Source organism: Nocardia sp. NPDC051832 (genome assembly GCF_040681285.1).
GTDB lineage: Bacteria > Actinomycetota > Actinomycetes > Mycobacteriales > Mycobacteriaceae > Nocardia.
The window spans coordinates 46,591-67,738 of record NZ_JBFAYL010000002.1; the positions used below are offsets into that span (position 1 = coordinate 46,591).

Below are 21,148 nucleotides of genomic sequence, written 5' to 3' on the forward strand. Positions count from 1 at the left end.
CGTCCAGTATCTACACGCACCTCGGTCACAGGTACACGTCACCAGCGTGAGCGCCCCCAGCCAAGCAGGCTCGCCGGGCACACCGAAGGCAAGCCGAAACATCCGACCGCCTGCCGCTCGACAGGCTGCCGCTCGATGGGGTGCCGCTCGACTGTGTGTCGTTCGACGGGGTGCGGACGGCTCGGGTCACGGTGTGTCGAATCCGGCCTGGGTGAACACCGCTCGGGCCTGCTCCGACCGGATGAATTCGACGAACGCGGCGGCGGTGGCCGGGTTGGGGGCCTTGGCCAGGGGAGCGATGGGGTAGTCGTTGACGGCCTTGGTGGATTCTGGGAAGTCGATGCCTTCGACCTTGTCACCGGCGGCTTGGACGTCGGTGCGGTAGACCAGGGCGGCGTCTACTTCGCCGAGGGTCACCTTGGTCAGTACTGCCTTGACGTCGGTTTCGCGGGTGTCCGGTTGCGGGGTGACGCCGGCCGCCTGGAAGACGGTGGCGGCCGCCGCTCCACAGGGCACCTGCTCGGCGCACAGTGCGAGCTTCGGTTCGGACTTGCCGAAGTCGGCGAGGCCCGTGATCCGGCCGGGGTTGCCCTTGGGCACCACGATTTCCAGGCGGTTGCGCACGAAAGTGACCGGGTTGGCGGTGATCTCGCCCTTGTCGACCACCTGCTGCATGTTCTTGGGCGCCGCGGAGGCGAAGACGTCCGCGGGCGCGCCTTGTTGCAGCTGCTGGGCGAGCGCAGAGCTCGCGCCGAAGCTGTAGACGACTCGCACGCCGGGGTGCGCGGCCTCGAATCGGGTGCCGAGTTCTTTGAACGTCTCGGTCAGGGAGGCTGCCGCGAACACCGTGACCGTGCCCGACACCTGATCCGCGGGCGCGGCCGAGTCGTCGGATCCACAACCTGTCACCAGCGCGGCGGCCAGTCCCGCCGCCACCATCGCCACACCCGTACGCATCATTGTCCGCATCAACTTTCCGGTATCTCCACTACGACATGTGTCGACTTCACCGACGCGACGGCGACGCTGCCGACCTCGAGCCCGAGCTCCTCGACCGATTCCGCGCTGAGCAGCGACACCAGCCGGAACGGACCGGCCTGCATCTCCACCTGCGCCATCACCCGGTCCTTGACGACCCGGGTGACGATCCCGCGCATCCGGTTGCGGGCCGAGGCCGCGACCGTCACGCCGGGTTCGGGCGCGTCGGCGCGGGTGCGCAGGAACTCCGCGAGTTCGCGCCCGCTCAACCACTTGCGCCCGTTCTCCAGCTGGATCGCGGTGAGTTTGCCCTGCTCGATCCAGCGCCGCACGGTGTCGTCACTGACACCTAGCAGCGCCGCAGCCTCGCTGATCCGCAAATACGACACGGATAGGACTCTACATCCGCATCTGCGGGGAACAATGCTTGATATCTCCGAATGTGAGCGTCTGGGACTGCCCGCTGCTTGGCGGATGCGACAGCCGGACCCCGGGGAATTTCGTGTCCGTCGCACGCACCGGCCGGAATTCCTTTAGCGTGAGCAGCGGGTTGGACGCCGAGAGGGGCCTGGGATGCGATCGGGGATGCTGGGGCTGGCGGAGTTGCGGGTGCGGGTGGAGTCGGGCGACATCGACACCGTCCTGGTCGCGATGACCGATATGCAGGGCCGGTTGCAGGGAAAGCGCTGCGCCGCACAGTATTTCCTGGACGAGGTGATCGGGCACGCGACCGAGGCCTGCAACTATCTGCTCGCGGTGGACGTGGAGATGACCACCGTCGACGGCTACGCGATGTCCTCCTGGGATACCGGCTACGGCGATTTCGTGCTGCGCCCCGACCTGAGCACGCTGCGGCTGCTGCCCTGGTGGCCCGGGACCGCGCTGGTGCTCTGCGATGTCGAACAGGTGCAGCCGAGCGGGACGCCGGTTGCGGTCTCGCCCCGGCAGGTGCTGCGGGCCCAGCTGGATCGGCTGGCCGAGCACGGCCTGCAAGCCTTCGTCGGCACCGAACTGGAATTCCTGGTCTTCGACGACACCTACGAATCCGCGTGGAACAACGGCTATCGCGGCCTGACTCCGGCCAACCAATACAACGTCGACTACTCCATGCTCGGCACCGGCCGTATCGAACCGCTGCTGCGCCGCATCCGCAAGGAGATGGCCGGAGCGGGACTGTATGTGGAGTCGGCCAAGGGGGAGTGCAACCCCGGCCAGCACGAGATCGCCTTCAAGTACGACCAAGCGCTGATCACCTGCGACAACCACAGCATCTACAAGACCGGTTCGAAGGAGATCGCCGCGCAGGAGGGTCGCAGCCTTACCTTCATGGCGAAATACGATGAGCGGGAAGGCAATTCCTGCCACATCCATCTGAGCCTGCGCAGCACCGGCGGCGCGGCGGTCTTCGCCGACGGGTCCGACGGTGAGATGTCCGCGCTGATGCGGCATTTCCTGGCCGGGCAACTCGACTGCCTGCGCGAATTCACCTTCCTGCTGGCGCCGAACATCAACTCCTACAAGCGTTTCGTCGCGGGCAGCTTCGCGCCGACCGCGCTGGCCTGGGGCCGGGACAACCGCACCTGTGCGCTGCGCGTGGTCGGGTCGGGCCCGTCGCTGCGCATGGAGAACCGGATCCCCGGCGGCGACGTGAACCCCTACCTCGCGGTGGCCGCGATCATCGCGGCGGGCCTGCACGGAATCGAACGCCGGCTGCCGCTGGAACCGGAATTCCACGGCAACGCCTACCGCTCGCAGCGGCCCCGGGTACCCAGCACGCTGCGGGACGCGGCCCGGTTGTTCGGCGAGAGCAAGCTCGCGCGCACCGCTTTCGGTGATGATGTGGTGGACCACTACCGAAACGCGGCGCGCGTCGAGCTGGACGCGTACGACGCCGCTGTCACCGACTGGGAGCGCATCCGTGGGTTCGAACGGCTCTGACCGGCGTCCGCTCATCGGCCTGCCCACCTACCGGGAGCGGGCGCGGTTCGGCACCTGGGACACCGAAAGCGCCGTCCTGCCCATCGGTTACGCCACCATGGTGGAGCGCGCGGGCGGAATCCCGGTGCTGTTGCCGCCCACCGGTGTCGCCCGCCCGGAGCTGGTGGACCGGCTCGACGGTCTGGTGCTGACCGGCGGCGCCGATATCGATCCGGCGCGCTACGGCCGGCCGTTGGAACAGGCGCTCGGCTACTCCCGGCTGGACCGGGACGAGTCGGAATTCGAGTTGTTCGCCCTCGCGCGCACGTCGGGTCTGCCGATTCTGGCCGTGTGCCGTGGACTACAGCTGATCAATGTCGCGCTGGGCGGCACGCTGATTCAGCACCTGCCCGATGTGGTCGGCCACGAGGAACACTCCGGCGGTCCCGACTCCTTCACGGTGCTCCGCGTGCTGACCACGCCGGGCAGCGCGATCGCCGACCTGATCGGACCGGAAACCAAGTCGCACTGCCACCATCACCAGGCGATCGAGCAGCTGGCGCCCGGTCTGACCGCGGTGGCGCACAGCGCCGACGGCACCATCGAGGCCATCGAGATTCCCGGCGATCCATTCTTGATCGGCGTGCAGTGGCATCCGGAGGCCGACACCTCCGACGACCGGCTGATGCGCGCGCTGGTCGACGCGGCGACGAACAGGTTCGGGTGAGTGTGTGGAAAGGAGTGGCGTGACGACAACCGAGGTGATCAATCCGGCGACCGAAAAGGTAGTCGCGACAGTCGAACTCGTGGATGCCGCGGGAACGGATGCCGCGGTCGAACGGGCCCAGCGGGCGGCGCGGGACTGGCGCGAGGTCGCGCCGGGGGACCGAGCCCGGCTGTTGCGCAAGTTCGCCGAGGCGATCGACGCGAATCTCGAGGAGCTCGCCCAGCTCGAGGTCGCCAACGCCGGGCACACCATCGGCAACGCGCGCTGGGAGGCGGGCAACGCCCGCGATGTGCTGCACTTCGCCGCGGGCATGCCCGAACGCCTGCTGGGTCACCAGATTCCGGTAGCGGGCGGTGTGGACATCACCTTCCACGAACCGCTCGGCGTGGTCGGGGTGATCGTCCCGTGGAACTTCCCGATGCCGATCGCCGCCTGGGGATTCGCGCCCGCGCTGGCCGCCGGCAACGCCGTCGTCCTGAAACCCGCGGAGCTGACCCCGCTTACCGCGATCCGGCTCGGTGAGCTCGCGCTGGAAGCGGGTCTGCCGGAGCACGTTTTCCAGGTGCTGCCGGGCAAGGGATCGGTGGTGGGGCAGCGCTTCGTCACGCACCCGGGCGTGCGCAAGGTGGTCTTCACCGGTTCCACCGAGGTGGGCAAACAGATCATGGCGGGCTGCGCCGATCAGGTGAAGCGGGTGACCCTCGAATTGGGCGGCAAGAGCGCCAACATCGTGTTCGCCGACGCCGATCTGGAACGGGCCGCCGCCACCGCGCCGTACGGTGTGTTCGACAACGCCGGTCAGGACTGTTGTGCGCGGTCACGAATCCTGGTGCAGCGCAGCGTCTTCGATCGCTTCCTCGAACTGCTGGAACCGGCGGTGCAGGGTGTGCGGGTGGGTGACCCGGCGGCGGAATCCACCGAGATGGGACCGCTCATCTCGGCAGCGCATCGCGAACGAGTCGCCGCGTTCGTCGAACCGTCGACCAAGGTCGCGTTCACCGGCGGCAAGCCGGATGGACCCGGATTCTGGTATCCGCCAACGGTTGTGCTGCCGGACGCACCCGCCGACCGCATCCTCACCGAGGAGATCTTCGGCCCGATCGTCGCGGTGCTCCCGTTCGAGGACGAAGCCGACGCGCTGCGTATCGCCAACGACACCGACTACGGCCTGTCCGGCTCCATCTGGACCAATGACGTCGGTCGCGCCCTGCGGGTGGCACGCGGTGTGGAAGCCGGCAACCTGTCGGTGAATTCGCACTCCTCGGTGCGGTACTGGACTCCCTTCGGCGGCTACAAGCAGTCCGGCCTCGGCCGCGAACTCGGGCCCGACGCGGCCCTGGCCTTCACCGAAACCAAGAACGTCTTCCTCGCCACCCAGTAAAGGAGAAGTGTTGCAGCGCTTACAGGATCGAGTCGCCGTGGTAACCGGCGGCGGCAGCGGCATCGGTCTCGCCACCGTGCGGCGCTTCGCCGCCGAAGGAGCGAAAGTCGTTGTCGCGGACATCGACGCGGGCACCGGTGAAGCCGCCGCCGGGGAGGTCGGGGGCACCTTCGTCAAGGTCGACGTCACCGACGAGACCCAGGTGCGTGCCCTGTTCCAGACGGCCGTGGACACCTACGGCGGACTCGACATCGCCTTCAACAACGCGGGAATCTCACCGCCGGAGGATGATTCGATCCTCACCACGGGCCTGGACGCCTGGCGGCGGGTGCAGGAGGTGAACCTGACCTCGGTCTACCTGTGCAGCAAGTACGCCATCGAGCACATGCTGGAGCGCGGGAAAGGGTCGGTGATCAACACCGCGTCCTTCGTCGCGGTGATGGGCGCGGCTACTTCGCAAATCTCCTACACCGCCTCCAAGGGCGGCGTGCTCGCCATGAGCCGCGAACTCGGCGTGCAGTTCGCGCGCCAGGGCATCCGGGTCAACGCCCTGTGTCCCGGCCCGGTGAACACCCCGCTACTGCAGGAGTTGTTCGCCAAGGACCCGGAACGCGCCGCTCGCCGTCTCGTGCACATCCCGGTGGGCCGGTTCGCCGAGCCCGAGGAAATCGCGGCTGCCGTGGCTTTTCTCGCCAGCGACGACGCCTCGTTCATCACCGCGTCGCAATTCCTCGTGGACGGTGGAATCGCCGGAGCCTATGTAACACCGCTGTAGGGCAACCGATTCCACTAGTAGAAAGGTGAACTACTCGGGGAGGGTTGGCGCCATGGCCGTCCGATTCTGCGCAGGCGACGGCTGCCGTCGCATGCTGTCGATCTCGGTGATCCCCGGCGGCAACCCCGTTGCCCGCGCCGACCCCGAACATTTCGCCGTCCGGTTCCTGATCTGCACCCAGTGCCACTCCGGTTTCTGTGACCGCTGCCTGCCCGCGGAGTCGCCGTTCTACAAACTTCGCGCCTGCCCGAAGTGCGGCGCGGACCTGCTCTGACGCGGTCCGCACCGCGGCTCGGGATCTAGCACTCCAGGGTGATGCGCGGGTGCGATGCGCCTCGCGAGGATCCCTCCAGCAGGTGATCTGGAGGGACGAGCGATGAAGTGGTGGTGGGCGGCCGGTGCGGCCGCGGCGTCGGCGGTGTTGTGGCGCTTCGGTTTCGGGCTGAATCCGGTGCCGGGGTTGGCGGTGCTCGCTCCGTTGCCGGTGTTGCTCGTCGCGCCGCGTCTGTCGGCGAAGGCGACGTTCCTGATCGGGTTCGGCTCCTGGCTGGCCGGTGCGCTGGCGAGCTTCTGGTCGTACCTGGTGCGGACGGTCGAGCAGCCGGTGCCGAATGCCGTTGCGCTGATCGGGATCTCCGCACTGGTGTACGCCGGGGCAGTGGTGCTGTGGCGGGCGCTGCTCCGCCGCGGGCACGCGATGTTCGCGGTGCTGGCGCTTCCGGCGACCTGGGTCGCGTTCGAATTCCTGCTCGCGCTGACCGAGCTGTTCGGCGCGTGGTGGAGCCTCGCCTACACCCAAGCCGGCGTGCTGCCGCTGCTCCAGACCGCGTCGCTGACCGGTCCGTGGGGGATCAGCTTCCTGATCCTGTTGGTACCGGCGGTAATCGGGCTGATCGCCACGTCGGGGATACCTCGGCGGCAACGAATCCGGGTCGGTGCCGCAGCCGCCGTCGTGCTCACCGCGACCTGCGCGTTCGGCGTCTGGCAGTTGGCTGCGCCGCAGCCCGGGAAGTCGGTGCGAGTGGGCCTGCTCGCGGTTTCCCAGCCGCCGGAGTACGTGGCGGTCGATTCGGCCGCGGGCCGGGACATGATCAGCCGGGTCGGCTCCGAGATCGAGCGGCTCGCCGACCAGGGCGCGCAAGTCGTCGTGCTCCCGGAAAAAGCTTGGCGTGCAGATGAATCCAGCCTTCCCGTACTCGGCGCACCGCTGACCGAGCTGGCCACCCGCCGTGGCATCCATATCGTCGCCGGGCTGATTCTCACTCGCGACGGCCACAGTGTGAACGCCGCCATCGACTACCCCTCGGGCGTCGAATACGCCAAGCACTACCTGATCACCGGTCTGGAGGATGACCTCGAGCCGGGCACCGAGTGGCAGCGGGTCCCGGGTGAGCCGTGGGCTCTCGCAGTGTGTTTCGACCTGGACCGACCGGCGCTGGTACGCGAGAACGCCCGCCGCGGTGCGACGTTGATGCTGGTGCCGGCCCTCGACTTCACCGTCGATGCCTGGCTGCACAGCCGGATGGCGGTCCTGCGCGGCATCGAATCAGGTGTTGCGGTGGCCCGCGCACCGCAACTTGGCGAACATGTAGCAAGCGATGCGCGCGGCCGGATCCATGCCGCCGCGGCGACCGATATCGGCGTCACCCGGTCCGTGCTCGCCACGCTTCCGCTCACCGAATCCCGGACCGTCTACGCCCGCTTCGGCGACTGGTTCGGCTGGCTCTGTGTCGCCCTGTGCGCCGCGGCCCTCCTCGTCGCCGTGACCGGTCGAATCCGCCGTTCCGGCGCTCGCGATTAGCCATGCGGTCGATCTTCGGGCGGCATGCCACATCCTGCATGTGACCGGGCTCACATTATTGCCGGATTGCGCAGGTCAGAACCTGTGCCATTCACCCCTCTGCGGTGACCCGGTGTTTGCTGTCCAGCAAACATGGGTATCGGTTGGTTCGGTGCCGTGCACTCTCGAAATCCGGGAGGCCCGGCCGGGGAGAACCGAGGTAGGTCCGCGGGGGAGCGGGCCGAAGGAGGTACGAATGACCGCGTCCACAGCCGCCGAGCCGGAGAGTCCGGAAGCCAAGCAACAATTACGCAAGTCCGTCGCGGCTTCCGCGATGGGCAACGCCACGGAGTGGTTCGACTACGGCGTCTACGCCGCTACCGCCACCTACCTCACGGACGCGTTCTTCCCCGGTGAACTCGGCACGCTGGGCACGATGCTCGGTTTCGCCGTCTCCTTCCTGCTGCGCCCGCTCGGCGGCATGGTCTGGGGCCCGATCGGCGACCGGATCGGCCGCAAAGCGGTCCTGGGCACCACGATTCTGCTGATGGCCGCCGCCACCGGCGCGATCGGCCTGATCCCCACGCACGCCTCCATCGGCGTCGCCGCCCCGATCCTGCTGATCCTGATGCGGGTCGTACAGGGTTTCTCCACCGGCGGCGAATACGGCGGCGCCGCAACCTATCTCGCGGAATGTGCGACCGACCGCAAACGTGGCTTCTTCGGCAGCTTCCTGGAGTTCGGCACCCTGTTCGGCTTCGTCGGCGGTTCGGCGACGGTGCTGGCCTGCCAGCTGGTCCTGGGCTCGGACGCCATGCACGACTGGGGCTGGCGCATCCCGTTCCTGATCGCGGTGCCGCTCGGCCTGATCGGCTGGTACCTGCGCGCCCGGCTGGACGAGTCCCCGGTGTTCGAGGAGGTGGCCGACCAGCCGCACCCGCCCGGCGGCCTGCGTGAGGTGCTGACCACCTACCGGCGCGAAACCCTCACGCTGATCGGCCTGGTCGTGGCCCTGAACGTGGTGAACTACACCCTGCTCACCTACCAGCCGACCTACTTGCAGAACACCATCGGCGTCAGCGACTCCACCACCACCGCGATGATGCTGATCGGTCAGCTGGTGATGATGGTGGTGCTGCCGTTCTTCGGCGGCCTGTCCGACCGGGTCGGCCGGCGGCCGATGTGGCTGGTCTCGCTGATCGGCCTGATCGTGCTCGCGCTGCCGATGTACTGGCTGATGGGTCAGGGCATCGTCTGGGCGGTCATCGGCTTCATCGTGCTCGGATTGTTCTACGTGCCGCAGCTGGCGACCATCAGCTCGACGTTCCCGGCGATCTTCCCGACGCATGTGCGCTACGCCGGCTTCGCGCTCGGCTACAACGTGTCCACCGCCGCGTTCGGCGGCACCGCGCCGCTGGTCAACGAGGCGGTGATCGAGAAGACGGGCTGGGCGCTGTTCCCGGCGGCGTACATGATCGGCGCCTCGCTCATCGGGCTGGTGGCGTGGACCTTCCTGCGCGAGACCGCCGGAACGTCGTTGCGCGGCACCGAGGTTCCGGACGCGGAGAACGAGGAGATCCCGGTTCCGGTTGCGGCAGTGACGAATACCGCGGTGCTCGATCCGATCAAGGACACCGCTGTCCTCGACGCGATCGGTCCCGATGCCGACGAGTCCGGCCCGGCCACACCCGCTCCCGCCCCGGCCTGAGAAACCTGGTACGACAGTGCCATGAAGATCGGTTTCTCGTTACCGCAGATCGGTAGGCACGCCCGGGAAGCGAGTCGGATCCCGGAGTTCGCCGCGGCGATGGAAAAGGCGGGCGCGGAGAGCCTTTGGGTCGGCGACCGGCTGATCGCGGCGACCGACCCCAAGGTCGGCTACGGCGGATCCCCCACCATCCCGGCGGAATTCAACCAGGTGCTGGATCCGTTCCTGGCCCTCGCACTGGCGGCGTCGGCCACGGAGCGGGTGCGCCTGGGTGCGAATGTGCTGATCGCGCCGCTGTATCCGCCCGCCGTCCTGGCGCGTGCGCTGACCACACTGGACGTGGCCAGCGGCGGCCGCCTGATCCCCGGCTTCGGAATCGGCTGGTCGCCTGAGGAGTACGAGGCGGCGGGCGTGCCGTTCAGCAAGCGCGGCGCGCGGCTGGAGCAGACTCTCGATGCGCTGGAAGCGATCTGGACCACCGATCCCGCCGAGTACGCGGGCAGCCTGGTGTCGGTGCCGCGGCATCGCACCGAACTGAAGCCGGTCCAGCAGCCGCGTCCGCCGATCCATCTCGCCGCTTTCACACCGGCGGCGATGGAACGCATCGGCCGCCGGGGCGATGGCTGGCTGCCGGTGGTTCCGGTGCCCGGCCCGCCGGAGTGGGGTGCGCAGCTGCGTAAACTGCGCGGCGTGGTCGACGCCGCCGCCGAGCGGGCCGGTCGTGCGCCCGCGGCGATCGAGACGATCGTCCGGGTCAACGTGAAGGCCGGAACCCCGCTCGAGCAGGTCGCGGAGGCGGTGCGGCGCACCGCCGAACAGTCCGGCTTCGACGACTTCTTCCTCGACCTGACCTACGTGTCCGCCTCGGTGGACAACCTGCTCGAGGATGCCCACCGGCTGCTCGACCTGCTCGGCTGATCGCACGGGTCACGGCTTCCAGTTGTTCGTACGCAACCAGGTCTCCAGATCCAGCAGGCCGGTGTGGTGCTCGCGCAAGGGTGCGAGGTCGATCGGCTCGTCGGCGCCTTCGTTGAAGTAGGCGAACATCTTTCCGACCTGCTCGTCGAACGCCTTGACCTGGTCGACCGGGATCTGGTTGCTGTGCGCGGGCAGGTTCGCGACCCGGCCGAAGACCTCGGCGATCTGCGGGGGCGTGAGGCGGTCGCCCGAGATCGGCACGGTGCGGCCCAGGTAGTCCGCGGGACGATCGAAGGCGATGGCGGCGAACGCGCCGATGTCGTGCACGGAGATCAGCTCCATCGGAATATCGGGCCGCACCGCGAGATTCACCAGAATGTCGCCGTTCTCGTTGCGGACCGGCCGGTTGAACGCGTGGAAGTTGTCCATGAAGAACACCGGCCGCAGGATGGTCGCGGGCAGTCCGGCCTCCTGGATGTACCCCTCGATCGCCTCTTTGGCCGCGTAGTACTCCACGCCGGAGTTCTCTCCCGCGCCCTTGAGCGAGCTGTAGACGAAGTGCTCGACGCCGAGCTCCCGTGCCAGCTCGACCACCGCCTTGCCCCGGCGCTGTTCCGCCGCAATGCCTTCGGCGGTGATGTGTACCCCTTCCATCATGGTCAGCATCATGAAGACCCCGTACGCGCCGGTCATGGCGGCCCGCACCGAGTCGATGTCGTCGAGATCGCCGACGGTCAGATCCGCACCCGCGTCACGCAGTGCCAGCGCCGCCGGCGTCTGCGGGTTGCGGACGAAAGCCCGTACGTCCCAACCCCGTTCGAGCAGCTGCTGGGTGGTTGCCCGGCCCTGCTGCCCGGTCGCTCCGATTACCAGAACCGGTCCTTTGTTGTTACTCATGTCATGCTCCTTGTCGGTGGTGATCGGTGTCGATCACCTGATGACTAGAACGTTAGAGACGAGTGGCGGTCTGGTCCTGGCACCAATACTGCTACCCACAAAGGGATCTCGGGATGAAGGACAACCATCGCGCCGAGCTGGCCGATTTCCTCAAGGCGCACCGCTCCCGGCTGCGCCCCGCCGATGTCGGCCTGCCCGGCGATCTGGAGCCCGGCCGCCGGCGCACCCCGGGCCTGCGGCGCGAGGAAGTCGCCGAACTCGCCGGGGTCAGCCTGACCTGGTACACCTGGCTGGAACAGGGCCGCAAGATCGCCGCCAGCCCGCAGGTGGTGGACGCGCTGGCGCGGGCCCTGCGCCTGGAACCGGTGCAGCACCGTCAGCTCCGCCGTCTCGCCGGACTCGCCGATCCGGTGGTGAAATATCAAGTGGGGGAGGGCATCACGCGCCTGCAGCGGCTGGTCGACGCGATGCATCCGTCGCCGGCGGTGGTGCACGATGCCCGGCTGGATTTCGTCGTCTGGAATGCGGCGTTCAGCCGGATTCGCACCGACCCGGGCGCGTTGCCGCCTGAACGCCGGAATCTGCTGTGGTGGATGTACACCGACAAACGTAACCGTGCCATGATGCGCCGTTGGGAAGCTGCCGCGCGGGCCATCCTCAGTCAGTTCCGGGTGCTGCTCGGCAACACCCCCGGCGATCCACGCCTGATGCAGGTGGTCACTGAATTATCCGCTGCCAGTACGGAATTCCGCACCTGGTGGTCGGAGTACCCGGTTCAGGACTTCCAGGCCACCACCATCGGCATCGACCACCCTGAGGCGGGGCCGATCGACCTGGAACTATTCCAACTGCGGCTGGTAGAGAACCCGGAACTGCTACTCGTCGCCCAACTTCCGGCAACCGACAGCGACCGCGAACGCATCCACACTTACCTGAACACGTGATGGTCGAAGAAGTTGTATCGAGATCGGTGCGTGGGGCAGCTATCCCCGCTAATTTGAAGAGCGCCAACAACGTTGCACCGCGAAAGCGAGGGCGGACAACCGCGCACCGACCGACTCGACCGGGAGCCCCGGCAGGTAGCCATCCTTTGTGCCTTTACAGACACCGCCGACAAGTGGGGAGGCCAGGAGGTCCAGTGCAGCGGTAACTTCGTCCATGCTTGGCGACGGTTGGATCGCACGACGCAAGGCACGATGGATGTCGTACTGGTCGAAGCTGCGGCCAGTCTCCGCCACATACTCCGACTCATCTGCAACTGCGGTGATGACGGCGTTCAGCACCTCAGCCCGGCGATCAGCCTCACCCCATAGATCACCCTCATACTCAGCGGAGAAGAGGGGGATCAGGTCGACCGGTGTGAGTGGTTCCGAACGAGATCTTGAAAGTATGTCTGCGAGATCTTGAATGGTGATCAGGGCACAACCTGATTTGGCCGCACGACTGCGGACACGACCGGTATCGAACCCGGGGGCGACAAGCGCGACGTGTGTGGCGCCGTATTTGACCCGATGTTCCTCCAAGGTGCCGAAGTCCACAGCGGTTTCGAGGATCGACGGATACTTGGAAGCCTTGGTATCAATGATGATTCGAATCGACTCTGTCGGGCTCTGACGTATGGTTATCAAAATGTCGGTTTGCCCCTGGCCGCCGATGTGCCTTACATCCAATCCCAGCTCTTGGAACACAGCCGTGACCGCTTTTTCGAGTCTTTCAGAGTGCGCAGCGTCGGTGGCTGAGTCGAAAAGTGTAGCCAGAGTAGGGTCCTCGGGTGCAGCCGCTATCACGTCAGACGATTCCTGCTCGACGTTGGGTGCGGCCTCCAGGGGGAGTGTCCTTGCGAAAGTCCGTCCCAGTGGGGTTACGCGAAACGATGTGTTCGTAGGTTGCTCAATGAGACCGGCCTCTCGCAGGAGGTGGAGTCGATTGCGCAATGCACCTATTCCGAACGACAGGCCGGGGTAGGTTGACTCGATAGCACCACTCAGTTCTCCGACTGTTCGGGTCTCATCAAGCAGGGGAAGCAGCTCGCCGACACAACGGATGTGTGCGTGGACAATCCCGACAAGATCGAGACCGAGGCCGGATGCCCGCCACGCCCGAGCGGCTTCGGATGGCTCAAATGCAGCGCGGTCGACCTGGATAAATAGCCCCGCGTTCCGGACGGCATCGAGTGCTGATATGGCAGATGAGGGTTTGGCTCGGAACTCGGATGCGCAAAACTCTATGAAAGCGCCTCGCTCGATCCGTGGAGTAGCAGCATCTACTTGAGCAGCTAGCGAACTGATCAAGCTGTGCTTCGCTCCTTTCGGGACATGGTTCAGCCCTGCGGTCACGCGAGATTCAAGGAGTCCTTGATCAAGATCTTTTAGGACCTTTGATGTAGCTGGCATTAGCTGCGGCAAGTCCTCAAGTAGCACTGCTGCCTGTGACTCAAAATCCCTGGGACAGGCCAACTTCAAATGTGTGAGCACCTCTCGACCATGAGCGGTGAGAATGACTTTGCCGGTGAACAGAAGCTCGGCCATGCCCGATGCGCGCAGCCAATAGCACCGTCGCTGAACGGGGTCGAGTGATTGCCACCCCAGGTAGTAGTACTGGTTGGCCACGTCGTTGATCTCAGACACGGTGAGTCCAGTGCCGGAGATCTCGTACATCAGCTCTCCGATGAAACGAAGATTGGTATGGAGGGCGCCGACTAGCTCGGCGTGATCTTGTGATGCGAGCCAACGACGAGCCTGATCGGTCGCCACGATTGTCCCGTCGTTATTCCGTTGGACGAGTCCAGCTGGAGCGAGATGATTTGCAACCTCAGCAGCGGAAATCGCCGAATCGGCCGACGGCCACGGGATCTTCTCATCACGAGGTTGCGGGGTGGTCAGTGTCTCAAGGATTGTCCGTAGACGAGTCAGGTAGCCGTCGAATCCGCCAGGAAGATGTGGCATGGACGTCTTCCGCTGTTGCCAAGGTGAGCTACCGCCGACACCCTGACTACGGCCTACATTATTCATGTGATGACTTTCCTTATGAATCCCAGTACCACCGCTAGCAACCGTGTGAACGGGCGATACCGTAGCGCATAACTCCGTGGTGATGTGTGTTTCCACAGAAAGTTCGCGAACGCGCGCAGTCGCGGACCGCCGGGCGGTGTGCGGTTTCCAGGCGGGTGGTACTCAAACTTCTCAGACCGTTGGACCTTTGGAAGACCCGACTTCGAATGCAAGCGCTCCAAGATCAAAGTGCTCTTCGTCGAACTGACCGACCATCCCGCTCCAAGGGCCCGAAACAGAAGTTGTCGACCGTATCGTCTGCGGAGACCTCCTCGCCCTCCTCAACGAAGACGACCGCGAGGTAGTCGTCCTGCTCCACAGCGGCGTTACCAGCCTCACCGAAATCGCCGAGATCATGGGCTACAGCAACAACGACCGCGAACGCATCCACACCTACCTGAACACGTGAAGGTCGACGAACTGGCCCGGGATTGTCTGCGGTCCACAGGGGCCGGCGGATCGCCCGCCAGCTCTGGCCGCAGGGAGTGTCGAGCTGGCTGAGTGATCATCGCAGAAACATGGCAACGGTGGGCGTGTGGCACTTGCGCATGGCTATATTCAGACTTATATAAGTAACACTTGCGGCCGCGCGGCCAAGGTTGAAAACTACTTCTTCAATGACTCAATAAACTAATGGACACGCGCGACAGAGTCAGCTGCAGTGCGCTTATCCGATGCTCGTAGTCTTTGGCCCCTCGATCTCGTCCATCAGCATGCGCAGCGTGAGTGAATGTTTCTCGGCAGGCAGAGCGTCAAGCGCGCCACGAGCCAGTCTCACGCCTTGATCGCGATCTCCGGCGCGGACCAGCATCAGACCGCGATGCATATCGAGATGAGTGGCGAATCGCGGCAACTCGGGCGGCAACTCGCGGCGCGCGTCGGCCTGGGCTTGCACAGCGATCCTCTCGTCGCCCATGCGTGCCGCCAGCAAGCTCAGGAATACGTTGACGCGCCACCACGGCACCGCGTAGTCGGAGGTTTGCTCGTCGCTGTAGGACACATCGAACTCACGTCGGCCGGTATCGATCAGCTCTCGCACGGTCCGGGAATCGCCCTGGATCACTGCCGCGTGAGCCTTCCCCCAGATCGCATTCAAACGCCCCAGACTGTGCCGGTCGCTAATCGCTATCGCCTGATCAGCGAAGCGTCGCGCCACGGGCAACGATGCACCCTCGTAGCCGAGCGCGATAGCGGCACGGCCACGCACCCACACCCGAATGGCCGCATCGTCTGATCGGTCGGCGGACTCAGCAGCCATCCGATACCACGAGATCGCCTTGTTGCCGTCCCTGCCTGGATACGTCTTCGCAAACAAGGTCATCAACCGAGCCGCGACAGCCCACATGCGTGGCGAGTCCAATTGCTGTTGCAGCACAACGAGATCGGCGGCCAACCGTTGCTGTATCTGGGCCGCACCCTGGCTCATGTAGTCGGTGCCGTACTGAGCAAGCTTCGCTTCCCACGTATCCACGCTGGGGCCGGTCGAGTGCAATCGCGTCGAAAATCCCTGTGACAGGAGATCAGACGCGACGACCGGCGCAATCGAGGTAGCGGCAAGGTGTGTTAAGAACTCTCGACGGTCCACATCGCCCTCCAATAGTTCCGCCGGGCAATCCAGCACGGTCGCAAGATGGCTCAGCCAGAACGGCGACGGCTCGGTTTTGCCCGACTCCCAGTGCCGCGAGATGTATTCGCGGGTCATGTTGCACCCCGACACCTTGGACAGCTCGCTGGCAAGTTTGCCCTGACTCCACCCTTTAGCAACACGCAACTGTTTGATCAGTCTTCCCGTGGCCGCCGACATGCCACTAAGCCTGCCACCAAACCCGTCCCCGGCGCGCCCCCGCGGACTGCGTGCCACCCCCGATGCCACTAGCGCCGGTTCCGGGCTTCGAGGGCCCGCCTCGAGCGCACGCCACATGCCACTGTCTTGCCACTCCTGCTGCACCCCGACAAACCGGAACGCTTTCTATAGGCCCCGAACCGAGAGGCACGCCGACATCCTTCTCCGGGTTGGGGCGCGATCCGAGAATCACAGGGAGGCAACACTTATGGTCCAGGTCAACCCGTCACACGCCACCGGCGACAGCAACCTTTCCGGCGTTCTCCGCGAGTTGGAAATTATCGCAGAAGAGCTCAGGAGCCAGTCGGTTCCGCAGGCCTCCACGCTGGAGGCCATCCGCGATCTCAGCCAGTACGAGGACATGCTGAAGGCCCTGGACTCCCTTACCGACGCTGGGCTTGTCCGCCATGGCCATGAACGCGCAACCGACGCGGTCGACCACGGCGGGCGACGACGATGAGCTTCAACTGGTGGCGAGAAGCCGAACCCGACGAAAGCTCACCACAAGCCATCATCGATCGCGTCCAGGCCGAGTGGCGTGCCGAACAACGCCGCGAACAGGAAACCCCGCAGTCGACTATTGGCGGACTGCGGCCTACCGGATGGCCGCACGAGGCCCCTGAGTATCCGCTTAGCGTTCCGGAGGCGCACCAGGCGATGCAGAGCCACCGGGGGTGCAGCGTCAATCATTGTCCGCGCAAGGCGGCAGCTCGCCGCGCGCTGATCCAGGCGGGAAGGATGACGCCGGACACCTCACGGGAGTCCCGATGAGCTTCGCCGCCGACTGCCCATCTCTCGAAGCGCGTGACCGGTCCCCCGGACCGCCCGGCCGGCCTCGGGTCGCATTCGACATCGCCCCTTTCCATTGTCATCGCGACCGGGAGTACATTTCGACGAGAACGCATCGGTGCACAATGATTGGCGCAACGAATTCCTTTGCTCACCAACAGAAGTCAGAGGCAACCTATCTCGATGTGGCCGCGAACGACCACGGCCACGAGAAAGGGCTACTCGTTCAACGTGCCCTGACCCGGGTAGCAGATGCCGACCCGCACTCGAACCGGACACGATGCGGCGGCACATCGAACTGGCCCTGCGGAGCCTGTCCTGAACCGGGCGTCCGCACGGAGGTTTGTCCGGCAGCGATGACTTTGGCGGGGCGGGGTCGTCAGTCCTGGTATGCGATTGAGTGGGAAAACTGCTGTGGTGTACGGGGCGGGCGGAAAGATGGGCGGTGCGGTGGCGCGCGCGTTCGCCGATGCGGGCGCGCAGGTGTATCTGGTCGGGCGGACCCGGGCGACACTTGAGGCGGTGGCCGCCGAGATCGCTGATGCCGGTGGCCGTGCCGCGGTCAGTCCGCTCGACGTGTTCGATCAAGCGGCGGTCGAGGCGCACGCCGATCACGTCGTCGACCAGGCCGGGGCGCTGGACATCTCGTTCAACGCGGTGGGCATGGCCGCGGTACAGGACGTGCCGCTCATCGACATGAAGCTGGAAGACTTCATGACCCCGATCGTGGACGCGGCGCGTTCGAATTTCATCACCACCACCGCGGCGGCCCGCCGGATGACGGCTCAGGGCTCCGGCGTCATCGTCTTGCTCTCCGCGTCGGCGGCCGGCGAATCCCGCCACCGTATGGGCGGATTCAATCTGGCCTGCGCCGGCATCGAAGCACTCAACCGGAGCCTCGCGGGCGAGGTCGGCCCGGCCGGGGTGCGCGTGGTGTGTCTCCGGCCCAACTTCACCCCGGAGACCGTCCCCGGCCTGTCCGAGGACGATCAAGCCCTGCGGTCGTTGATCCGCGACACCCGGCTCGGGCGGCTGCCCCGGTTGGCCGAGGTCGCGGCGGCGGCGGTCTTCGCGGCCTCCGACGGGGCAGGCGCGATGACCGGCACGGTCCTCAACCTCACCTGCGGCGCGCTCGTCGACTGAGCCGTGTCAGCTGTAATCCACTGTCACGCAACCATTTCGATCCACAGTGATGACGAAGCTGTCCCACGGGTCGTAGTCGCGCATCAGTCGATGCAGCGCCAGCACGGCGCTGGTGATCGACCGGGCCTCGGGAGCGGGCAGCCGGGCGAGGGCGAAGCCGACGAAAATTCCTGTGCTGTCCTCGAATTCGAGGGTGGCGCGGGCCCACTCGTCGCCGGCGTCGCCGAGGGCGCGGATCCGGGTGGCATCTGCCGGCATCAGGGCGTGCAAGGTCCGCCCGATTCGATCGGTGATCTCGGTGGCCGGATCGTCTTCCGCGGCTGGTGAACTCATGATCCCTCCCCAGGCGGAGGCTGGGTCAGCCCTCCGCGGCACCCGGCCAGTCGTCCTCGATGATCAGACCGGCGTCGGCGAGCGCCGCTCCATAGCGCTCGGCGACGACGGCGACCGGGTAACTCGGCCAGTATGAGACAGCACCGGTGGCCTTGTCGATGACCGAGACCGGCGTGAGCGGCGGTGCGATGGTCTGATCGGCGGTGCTCGGGACGATCGCGACGACGGTGAAGCAGGACTCGAATTCGGTGACCACGTGCTCGACGCCGCCGGTCGTATCCCCCGGATCCGACAGGTGGGTGGCCGCGATCCGCTCGGCCTCGGGCAGCTGCACCGGAACGGTGGCGTCGGTCGGATAGGCATGGACTTGCATGGTTCTGCCTATCACAGATAAAAATCGCCTGCGGCTCAATCGAGTTGGACGGTGGCCAGCATCTCCCGGGCCAGCGCCTCGGGATCGTCGGTGGTGGCCAGCGCCGAATTCCGCAGCGCCCCTTCCCGCCACAGCGACGCGAAGCCGTGGACCAGCGACCAGGCTGCCAGCTGAGTGGCCTGCTGGCGCTGCCGCGGCTGGGCCGGCGACAGTTCCGCCACCCCCGAGCGCAGCGCGGCGCCCGATCGGTCCCGGGCCGCCGCGAGCCCGGGGTCGTCGCCGTGCAACAGATCTCGGCGATACATCACGTCGAAGTGCCCGGGGTGACGCAGGGCGAAGCGCACGTAGGCGACCGCGACCTCCCGGAAATCCGTTCCCGCGGAGGTCAATTCGGCCCCGAGCAGGTCGAAGCCCTCGATTGCCAGTGCGGTGAGCAAGCCCGCGCGGTCTCCGAAGTGGTGGGCCGGCGCCGCGTGCGAGACGCCCGCCCGGCGGGCCAGCCCGCGCAGGGACACCGAGTCGACACCCTCGGTCGCGATCTGCTCGGCGGCGGCGGCCAGGATCGTGGCCCGCAGATCGCCGTGGTGATAACTGCTCTTTCCCATGCGTCGATCATGACCCTCAATCTAGCCATTGACAAGTTCGAGTCGACGGACCTAATCTAGTCACTGTCAAGATTCGCTGCCACAGCTCAGGAGTTGTCCGATGGCACCGCTGTTCGTCCTCGTCGTCATCACCGCGATCGCCCGCCTCGCGGGGTGGCTCGGCGATATTGCCTGGCTCGATTCCTGGTCGCACGCCGCTGCCCTCGGCCTGGCCGCCATGTTCCTGCTCACCGCCACCGCGCACTTCGCCGAACCGCGCCGCGGCGCGCTGGTCGCGATGGTTCCGCCGCGACTGCCGAACCCCGGCGCGTGGGTCGCGCTCACCGGAGTCCTGGAAATCGCGGGCGCGATCGGCCTGCTGATCCCGGCCACCGCGAAACTCGCGGCCGTCTGCCTGGCACTCATGATGATCGCGATGTTCCCGGCGAATATTCGGGCCGCTCGCGAAAACCTCGGCATCAAGACCATGCCGTTGCCGGTACGCACCCTGGTCCAGGGCGTCTTCCTGGGTGCGGCGGCCCTGGTGGTGTTCGGCTGAACAGCGGAAACGCCGAAAAGCCCGGCGGCACTGGTTGTGCCGCCGGGCTTTCATTTCCCCGGTGGCCCTGCTCCCCCCTCCTGGAGCAGGCCCTGCCGGTTGATAAGAACAATGCCTTGGGGTACTTGACAGGCCCTTAAAACACCCTTAAAGGAACGATCACCCCATCCGGGCGATCACCGATCCGGGCAGTCGGGGGAGCAGCACGTCGAACAGCCGCCACGGCCACTCCGGCACACAGGCCCGGACCTGCTCTTTCTCGATCGCGCGCACCATCGCGCCGACGCCCTTGTCCAGCGGCGCGACCAGTTTCGCGTCGCCGGCCTTGGCCGCCATATCGGTGGCGATGAACCCGGGCAGCAGGGTCGTCACGGCGATCGGGGACTTGGCGAGCTCCACCGCCAGCGCCTCGCCCAAGGCGGCCAACCCGGCCTTGCTCGCCGAATATGCCGCCTTCTTGCCGGGTAGTCCGCGCACCGCGCTCATCGAGGACACCAGCACCAAGTGCCCCGCGTTCTGCGCCCGGAAGATCTCCATGGCGGCCTCGGCCTGCGCTAGCGCACTCACGAAATTCGTTGTCGCGGTGGCGATGTTCGCGTCCGCGCGACCGCCGCCGATGCGTGCGCCCTTCCCGATGCCCGCGTTCACGATCACCCGGTCCAGCCCGCCCAGGTCGTCCTGGAGCTCGGCGAACACCCGTGGCACCGCCGCGTGCTCGTCGACGTCGAGCGCTCGTACGGCGACGGTGATATTCGGGTGGGCGGCAGTCAGTTCCGTGCGCAACGCTTCCAGCGCGTCCAATCGCCGGGCGCACAGGGCCAAGTCGCGTCCCTTGGCCGCGAACTCACGCGCCATGCCCGCGCCGAGTCCGGCGCTGGCTCCGGTGATCAGAATTTTGGTCCTCGTCATACCGAGGACCCTAACTGTCTCAGCCGCCGAATGACCCGGTGCTGGGCTTCGGTGGAACCAGCTGCCAGGGCCCGCAGTTCGTGGTCTTGAACGCCACGTCGGTCGGCTTGATCAGGGTGCGCACCGGACGTACCCGGGTGAAGTCGTTGCCGATGATGTTGTACTGGTCGGTGTTGTCGCCCTCCACCTTCCACAGCCGCCGGAAATCACAGCCGTGGGCGAGGTCCGGAGTGCCCGGCGCCTCCCAGGTTCCCGGCACGATGTCGATGCCGACCAGGTAGAGGCCGTCCTCGGGCATCACGGTCGCGGGCTCGGCCGCCGCGACTCCGGACATGGACAGGGTTATCGCGGACGCCATCGCCCCCACGACCACGAACGTGCGTGCACGCATGATCTGTTCTCTCTCTTCGCGAATCGGGCCCGACCTCAGCGGTCAGAGATACCAGAGTTCAGTCATAGCCGCAGGGATTCCAGGAGATTCCGG

24 protein-coding genes are annotated in these 21,148 nt (G+C 66.2%); 13 read left to right on the forward strand and 11 right to left on the reverse strand.

The annotated features are described in order from the left end of the window. Positions 1-186 precede the first annotated feature (186 nt). Both modA and AB0M14_RS09870 read right to left on the reverse strand, forming a co-directional pair. Positions 187-969: a molybdate ABC transporter substrate-binding protein gene (modA, locus tag AB0M14_RS09865; RefSeq protein ID WP_364991633.1), complete on the reverse strand. Its 783-nt coding sequence runs from the start codon at positions 967-969 to the stop codon at positions 187-189. Further along, positions 969-1,367 (reverse strand): helix-turn-helix transcriptional regulator, encoded by a 399-nt coding sequence (locus AB0M14_RS09870; RefSeq protein WP_364991636.1) that lies wholly within the window; start codon positions 1,365-1,367, stop codon positions 969-971. Before AB0M14_RS09870 ends, modA begins: the two co-directional genes overlap by 1 nt. 184 nt (positions 1,368-1,551) lie before the next feature. Between AB0M14_RS09870 and AB0M14_RS09875 the strand changes: the two genes are divergently transcribed. The 8 genes from AB0M14_RS09875 to AB0M14_RS09910 all read left to right on the forward strand — a co-directional run bounded on the left by AB0M14_RS09875 (position 1,552) and on the right by AB0M14_RS09910 (position 10,184). After that, entirely contained in the window at positions 1,552-2,916 is a 1,365-nt protein-coding gene (locus AB0M14_RS09875; protein ID WP_364991639.1) for a glutamine synthetase family protein, read from the forward strand. Beyond that, on the forward strand, positions 2,897-3,622 hold the full coding sequence (locus AB0M14_RS09880; protein ID WP_364991641.1) for a gamma-glutamyl-gamma-aminobutyrate hydrolase family protein: 726 nt from the start codon (positions 2,897-2,899) through the stop codon (positions 3,620-3,622). The genes AB0M14_RS09875 and AB0M14_RS09880 overlap by 20 nt, the downstream gene beginning before the upstream one ends. A 19-nt stretch (positions 3,623-3,641) precedes the next feature. Continuing rightward, positions 3,642-5,003, forward strand: coding sequence for an aldehyde dehydrogenase family protein (locus AB0M14_RS09885; protein WP_364991645.1), 1,362 nt, complete (start codon positions 3,642-3,644; stop codon positions 5,001-5,003). 7 nt (positions 5,004-5,010) lie between these two features. Continuing rightward, a complete protein-coding gene (locus AB0M14_RS09890; protein ID WP_364991649.1) occupies positions 5,011-5,778 on the forward strand; it encodes a 3-oxoacyl-ACP reductase in 768 nt (255 codons plus the stop codon). A 52-nt stretch (positions 5,779-5,830) separates the two neighbouring features. Then, the gene (locus AB0M14_RS09895; RefSeq protein WP_364991652.1) at positions 5,831-6,052 is read left to right on the forward strand and encodes a hypothetical protein; all 222 of its coding nucleotides are present in this window, start codon (positions 5,831-5,833) and stop codon (positions 6,050-6,052) included. 102 nt (positions 6,053-6,154) lie between these two features. Next, on the forward strand, positions 6,155-7,579 hold the full coding sequence (locus AB0M14_RS09900; RefSeq protein ID WP_364991655.1) for a nitrilase-related carbon-nitrogen hydrolase: 1,425 nt from the start codon (positions 6,155-6,157) through the stop codon (positions 7,577-7,579). 235 nt (positions 7,580-7,814) lie between these two features. After that, positions 7,815-9,266, forward strand: a complete 1,452-nt coding sequence (locus AB0M14_RS09905; RefSeq protein WP_364991657.1) for an MFS transporter — start codon at positions 7,815-7,817, stop codon at positions 9,264-9,266. 21 nt (positions 9,267-9,287) lie between these two features. Further along, a complete protein-coding gene (locus AB0M14_RS09910) occupies positions 9,288-10,184 on the forward strand; it encodes a TIGR03619 family F420-dependent LLM class oxidoreductase (protein WP_364991660.1) in 897 nt (298 codons plus the stop codon). 9 nt (positions 10,185-10,193) lie between these two features. Here the strand turns inward: AB0M14_RS09910 and AB0M14_RS09915 are convergent, their stop codons facing one another. Then, positions 10,194-11,081, reverse strand: a complete 888-nt coding sequence (locus tag AB0M14_RS09915) for an NmrA/HSCARG family protein (RefSeq protein WP_364991663.1) — start codon at positions 11,079-11,081, stop codon at positions 10,194-10,196. Positions 11,082-11,194: 113 nt separating this feature from the next. Here AB0M14_RS09915 and AB0M14_RS09920 point away from each other — a divergent pair, with 113 nt between their 5' ends. Continuing rightward, positions 11,195-12,025: a helix-turn-helix transcriptional regulator gene (locus AB0M14_RS09920; protein WP_364991666.1), complete on the forward strand. Its 831-nt coding sequence runs from the start codon at positions 11,195-11,197 to the stop codon at positions 12,023-12,025. Positions 12,026-12,073: 48 nt separating this feature from the next. Here AB0M14_RS09920 and AB0M14_RS09925 read toward each other — a convergent pair whose 3' ends face one another. The 3 genes from AB0M14_RS09925 to AB0M14_RS09935 form a co-directional block, all read right to left on the reverse strand. Further along, positions 12,074-14,026 carry a restriction endonuclease gene (locus AB0M14_RS09925; protein ID WP_364991668.1) on the reverse strand — a complete coding sequence of 651 codons (1,953 nt, stop codon included), beginning with the start codon at positions 14,024-14,026 and terminating at the stop codon, positions 12,074-12,076. A 289-nt stretch (positions 14,027-14,315) separates the two neighbouring features. Beyond that, complete coding sequence (locus AB0M14_RS09930; RefSeq protein ID WP_364991671.1) at positions 14,316-14,522, reverse strand: hypothetical protein; 207 nt, start codon at positions 14,520-14,522, stop codon at positions 14,316-14,318. A gap of 276 nt (positions 14,523-14,798) precedes the next feature. Beyond that, complete coding sequence (locus AB0M14_RS09935) at positions 14,799-15,935, reverse strand: helix-turn-helix transcriptional regulator (protein WP_364991674.1); 1,137 nt, start codon at positions 15,933-15,935, stop codon at positions 14,799-14,801. Between the two features lie 247 nt (positions 15,936-16,182). On the opposite strand from AB0M14_RS09935, the gene AB0M14_RS09940 reads away from it, so the two are divergent. The 3 genes from AB0M14_RS09940 to AB0M14_RS09950 all read left to right on the forward strand — a co-directional run bounded on the left by AB0M14_RS09940 (position 16,183) and on the right by AB0M14_RS09950 (position 17,906). Next, a complete protein-coding gene (locus AB0M14_RS09940; RefSeq protein WP_364991677.1) occupies positions 16,183-16,434 on the forward strand; it encodes a hypothetical protein in 252 nt (83 codons plus the stop codon). Next, complete coding sequence (locus tag AB0M14_RS09945; RefSeq protein WP_364991680.1) at positions 16,431-16,745, forward strand: hypothetical protein; 315 nt, start codon at positions 16,431-16,433, stop codon at positions 16,743-16,745. Before AB0M14_RS09940 ends, AB0M14_RS09945 begins: the two co-directional genes overlap by 4 nt. A gap of 432 nt (positions 16,746-17,177) precedes the next feature. Continuing rightward, complete coding sequence (locus AB0M14_RS09950) at positions 17,178-17,906, forward strand: SDR family oxidoreductase (protein WP_364991682.1); 729 nt, start codon at positions 17,178-17,180, stop codon at positions 17,904-17,906. Between the two features lie 6 nt (positions 17,907-17,912). On the opposite strand, the gene AB0M14_RS09955 is transcribed toward AB0M14_RS09950, so the two are convergent. Genes AB0M14_RS09955 through AB0M14_RS09965 form a run of 3 tightly spaced genes read right to left on the reverse strand, consistent with a single transcriptional unit; the run spans position 17,913 to position 19,217 of the window. Continuing rightward, complete coding sequence (locus AB0M14_RS09955; protein WP_364991685.1) at positions 17,913-18,239, reverse strand: hypothetical protein; 327 nt, start codon at positions 18,237-18,239, stop codon at positions 17,913-17,915. A 25-nt stretch (positions 18,240-18,264) separates the two neighbouring features. After that, positions 18,265-18,612, reverse strand: a complete 348-nt coding sequence (locus AB0M14_RS09960) for a hypothetical protein (protein ID WP_364991688.1) — start codon at positions 18,610-18,612, stop codon at positions 18,265-18,267. A 35-nt stretch (positions 18,613-18,647) separates the two neighbouring features. After that, the gene (locus AB0M14_RS09965; protein WP_364991691.1) at positions 18,648-19,217 is read right to left on the reverse strand and encodes a TetR/AcrR family transcriptional regulator; all 570 of its coding nucleotides are present in this window, start codon (positions 19,215-19,217) and stop codon (positions 18,648-18,650) included. Positions 19,218-19,317: 100 nt separating this feature from the next. Here AB0M14_RS09965 and AB0M14_RS09970 point away from each other — a divergent pair, with 100 nt between their 5' ends. Further along, entirely contained in the window at positions 19,318-19,755 is a 438-nt protein-coding gene (locus AB0M14_RS09970) for a hypothetical protein (protein WP_364991693.1), read from the forward strand. A gap of 159 nt (positions 19,756-19,914) precedes the next feature. On the opposite strand, the gene AB0M14_RS09975 is transcribed toward AB0M14_RS09970, so the two are convergent. Together AB0M14_RS09975 and AB0M14_RS09980 are read right to left on the reverse strand one after the other, a co-directional pair. Beyond that, entirely contained in the window at positions 19,915-20,664 is a 750-nt protein-coding gene (locus AB0M14_RS09975) for an SDR family oxidoreductase (protein ID WP_364991695.1), read from the reverse strand. 19 nt (positions 20,665-20,683) lie between these two features. After that, positions 20,684-21,055, reverse strand: coding sequence for a hypothetical protein (locus tag AB0M14_RS09980; RefSeq protein WP_364991698.1), 372 nt, complete (start codon positions 21,053-21,055; stop codon positions 20,684-20,686). Between the last annotated feature and the right edge of the window lie 93 nt (positions 21,056-21,148).

Bases quoted from the DNA above. Each gene is read 5' to 3' on its own strand.
- modA (WP_364991633.1), bottom strand. From the start codon at position 969: ATGCGGACAATGATGCGTACGGGTGTGGCGATGGTGGCGGCGGGACTG.
- AB0M14_RS09875 (WP_364991639.1), top strand. From the start codon at position 1,552: ATGCGATCGGGGATGCTGGGGCTGGCGGAGTTGCGGGTGCGGGTGGAG.
- AB0M14_RS09895 (WP_364991652.1), top strand. From the start codon at position 5,831: ATGGCCGTCCGATTCTGCGCAGGCGACGGCTGCCGTCGCATGCTGTCG.
- AB0M14_RS09900 (WP_364991655.1), top strand. From the start codon at position 6,155: ATGAAGTGGTGGTGGGCGGCCGGTGCGGCCGCGGCGTCGGCGGTGTTG.
- AB0M14_RS09905 (WP_364991657.1), top strand. From the start codon at position 7,815: ATGACCGCGTCCACAGCCGCCGAGCCGGAGAGTCCGGAAGCCAAGCAA.
- AB0M14_RS09910 (WP_364991660.1), top strand. From the start codon at position 9,288: ATGAAGATCGGTTTCTCGTTACCGCAGATCGGTAGGCACGCCCGGGAA.
- AB0M14_RS09915 (WP_364991663.1), bottom strand. From the start codon at position 11,081: ATGAGTAACAACAAAGGACCGGTTCTGGTAATCGGAGCGACCGGGCAG.
- AB0M14_RS09920 (WP_364991666.1), top strand. From the start codon at position 11,195: ATGAAGGACAACCATCGCGCCGAGCTGGCCGATTTCCTCAAGGCGCAC.
- AB0M14_RS09925 (WP_364991668.1), bottom strand. From the start codon at position 14,026: ATGCCACATCTTCCTGGCGGATTCGACGGCTACCTGACTCGTCTACGG.
- AB0M14_RS09935 (WP_364991674.1), bottom strand. From the start codon at position 15,935: ATGTCGGCGGCCACGGGAAGACTGATCAAACAGTTGCGTGTTGCTAAA.
- AB0M14_RS09940 (WP_364991677.1), top strand. From the start codon at position 16,183: ATGGTCCAGGTCAACCCGTCACACGCCACCGGCGACAGCAACCTTTCC.
- AB0M14_RS09945 (WP_364991680.1), top strand. From the start codon at position 16,431: ATGAGCTTCAACTGGTGGCGAGAAGCCGAACCCGACGAAAGCTCACCA.
- AB0M14_RS09955 (WP_364991685.1), bottom strand. From the start codon at position 18,239: ATGAGTTCACCAGCCGCGGAAGACGATCCGGCCACCGAGATCACCGAT.
- AB0M14_RS09960 (WP_364991688.1), bottom strand. From the start codon at position 18,612: ATGCAAGTCCATGCCTATCCGACCGACGCCACCGTTCCGGTGCAGCTG.
- AB0M14_RS09965 (WP_364991691.1), bottom strand. From the start codon at position 19,217: ATGGGAAAGAGCAGTTATCACCACGGCGATCTGCGGGCCACGATCCTG.
- AB0M14_RS09970 (WP_364991693.1), top strand. From the start codon at position 19,318: ATGGCACCGCTGTTCGTCCTCGTCGTCATCACCGCGATCGCCCGCCTC.
- AB0M14_RS09975 (WP_364991695.1), bottom strand. From the start codon at position 20,664: ATGACGAGGACCAAAATTCTGATCACCGGAGCCAGCGCCGGACTCGGC.
- AB0M14_RS09980 (WP_364991698.1), bottom strand. From the start codon at position 21,055: ATGCGTGCACGCACGTTCGTGGTCGTGGGGGCGATGGCGTCCGCGATA.